Source organism: Aeromonas sp. QDB23 (assembly GCF_027707745.1).
Classification (GTDB): domain Bacteria; phylum Pseudomonadota; class Gammaproteobacteria; order Enterobacterales; family Aeromonadaceae; genus Aeromonas; species Aeromonas allosaccharophila.
Window position 1 is genome coordinate 1 of record NZ_JAPCJA010000118.1, and the last position, 3239, is coordinate 3239.

General features: G+C 50.7%; 1 protein-coding gene. It reads left to right on the forward strand.

From position 1 onward, the window contains the following. Positions 1–143: 143 nt before the first annotated feature. Positions 144–3161 carry a Tn3-like element IS3000 family transposase gene (locus PG888_RS22570; RefSeq protein ID WP_021740570.1) on the forward strand — a complete coding sequence of 1006 codons (3018 nt, stop codon included), beginning with the start codon at positions 144–146 and terminating at the stop codon, positions 3159–3161. Positions 3162–3239: the final 78 nt, after the last annotated feature.

Below are 3239 nucleotides of genomic sequence, written 5' to 3' on the forward strand. Positions count from 1 at the left end.
TGGGGTTCTAGGGATTTTCCGTCCAAAAACGACAAAGTGCTCTGGAGGCCCCGCCGTCTGTGGCCTCCAGAGGGGTATTACTTTTTTCGAGATCCCTATTTGGGCTCTGTTTGAGTAAGATTTAGTCTTTTTGGGCTAAATCCATGGCATTCGAAGAACGTGTCCAAATCTTGTCCGAGGCAGAACAAGATGAGTTATATGGACCCCCCGCTTTCACCTCCGCCGACCAACGCTTCTTTTTCTCGCTGAACGATAAGGAACTGGCGATCGCTAAAAGCCTCCGTCATCGGGGCCAGCGTTACATGCTGGTGGTACTGCTGGGCTATTTCAAAGCCAAGCCGGTGGTGCTGAATCCCGGCTTTCATCAGATCAAGCAGGACCTCAAATACGTTTATCAAACCGTTCTACCAGGCCCAGGCTGTAGACCCTTTAATCTCACGCCAAAAGAGAACGAACGGATTTACCAACGTGTTTTCCAGCTCTGCAACTACCAGCGCTGGAATGTCAAAGACCATGGAGCGGCGTTGAGAGATTACTTATCCCAGCAAGCCAGAGCCTGGACAGCGCCTAGGCACCTCTTCGATGCGGCCATTGAATATTGTTCGGGGCAGAAGATCGCAATCCCTGCCTACAGCACGCTGCAAAAGATCATCAGTCAGGTGGTGGGAGACGAACAGGAACACATGGCCGCGCACCTTGAGCGTGCAATGTCACGCGGTCTTAAGCAAGCACTGGCGGAGCTCGTGAACGGCACAGGTCCACTGCCGTTCCGACAGTTGCGACAATCGGCTCGTAACTTCACCGGAACCGAGTTGGAGAAAGAACTGATTGTCTATCGCCATATCCAGCATTGGATGCCGGAAGTGGATCTGCTGTTGAGCACGCTATCACTGTCGCAGAAAAATCTGCAACACCTGGCAGAGAAAGTCGACTACTACGGTGCCAAACTGAAACGTCAAACCGTAGGCAGCCAATGGCTGTATTTATTGTGCTATCTTCAAACGCGATGGCAGCAAGCGCTGGAACGTATTGCCGATGGCTTTGTGCATCATGTCAGACAGACCAAACAGAAGGCAAAGGATTATGCGCAGGAAGCGGTGTTTAAGGATTGGCAAAAAGCAGCTAAAAATGTCAGCAAGGCAGCTGAAGTACTGCACCTGTTCATTGATGACAGCATTGATCTGCAACTACCGTTTGCAACAGTAAGACAGCAAGCACTGAGCCTGCTGACCAAAAGGGATCTGGAATCTGTATGTCTCTTCCTGAACGAGCAGCGACGATCGGTCGATGAAGCCATGTGGCAGTACTGCGACGAGAAAGAAAGTCTGCGGAAAGGTTTGCTGCGAGAGTTGTTCCTATGTCTGCGCTTCGAAGGCTGCGACGGCACCCAGCACTTAGCGGCCGCCTTGGCGAAAACACAAAACGAACTCAACGGCCAGGACGCTCAGTTGCAAACTGCCGACACCAGACTCCTTTCCAAAAAATCACGTGAATTCCTGCTGGATGGTGAAGGGAATATCCTGATCGATCGTTATGAGTGGTTCCTCTATCAACAGATTCCTGATCGCCTGAATGGCCAGCTGACGCTGCCTGATATCACTAAATACCGGGCACTCGACGCCGACCTGATCGACGGGGAACATTGGCGAAAAAACAAATATACGCTGCTTCAACAGAGCCATTTTACAAAATTAGCGGAGGAGCCTGAAAAGCTGATCAAACAGATGGCCATGGAATTGGATACCCGTTTGTACGAAGTCGGCGAATATCTTGAACAGGAAGACAACCGGAATATCATCTTGCGTAATCCGCAGGGTAAACGCTTCTGGCGCCTGCCTTCGGCCAGCAAACATCATCTGGTCAACAATCCCTTCTTCCAGCAAATTCCCACAACGGGGATTGCGGATGTACTGCGCATGGTTGATCGTGACACCGGTTTCATTGACTGCTTCGCTCATGTGCTGGGTTCCCAATCCAGAAGCCGTTCCCATGAATATGACCTGTTGGCAATTCTGGTCGGCAATGCAACCAATCAAGGCATTTACGGCATGGCACAGATCTCTGATCGTACCTATGATCAGCTCAGCACTATCCAGGCGAACTATCTTCGCCTGGAAACATTGAATGCTGCTAACGACAACATCAATAACGCGACAGCCAAGCTACCCATCTTCCGGTACTACAACATCCAGGAAGATGTGATCCACGCCAGTGCCGATGGTCAAAAGTTCGAAGCCCGGCGCGAGACCTTCAAAACCCGTTATTCGTCGAAGTACTTTGGCACTCAAAAAGGTGTTTCTGCCATGACCTTGATCGCCAATCACGCTGCGATCAACGCCAGAGTGATCGGCGCCAACGAACATGAATCGCACTACATCTTTGATTTGTTGATGAGCAATACGTCAGACATCATTCCGGATGTGCTCTCAACCGATACCCATGGGGTGAACCATGTGAACTTCGCGTTACTGGATCTGTTCGGATACCAGTTTGCCCCACGCTATGCCCAGGTTGGCAAAGTGATCAATGACATGTTTGATGTCAAGGAAGACAAAGAACACCGAATTCAGCTGTGCTTAAAAAAGCCAATCAATACCCATCGTATTGCGCAGCACTGGGATACCATCCAACGGATTGCAGTATCACTTAAGCAGCGGAAAACAACGCAAGCCACCTTGGTGAGAAAGCTCTCGGAGTACAAGCGCAATCACCCGCTGCTGGAAGCCCTGACGGAATACAATCGCCTGGTGAAAGCGAATTATCTACTGTGCTACATCGATGATGCCAGTTTAAGAAACTATGTTCAGCGCGCGCTGAACCGGGGAGAGGCCTATCACCAACTGCGTCGGGCCGTGAGCAGCGTCAATGGGGATCAGTTCCGGGGCAGTTCAGACGAAGAAATCCAGCTATGGAATGAGTGCGCTCGCCTGGTCACCAATGCCATCGTTTACTTCAACTCCAGGATACTCAGCCAGCTGTTGACCAGCTTCGAATACCAAGGAGATACCAAGAGAATAGATATCGTCAAACAGGCATCCCCTGTGGCCTGGCACAACATTAACCTCAAGGGGACTTACCACTTCGAATTGAGCGAAAAATTGCCAGATCTGGAGGAGCTTATGCGCTCAATCGAGGGATATTTACCCGTCAGCGAAAAGTAATACCCCTCTGGAGGCCACGGACGGCGCGGCCTCCAGAGCACTTTGTCGTTTTTGGACGGAAAATCCCTAGAACCCCAT

Coding starts and splice junctions, on each gene's coding strand:
- PG888_RS22570 (WP_021740570.1), top strand. CDS start 144: ATGGCATTCGAAGAACGTGTCCAAATCTTGTCCGAGGCAGAACAAGAT.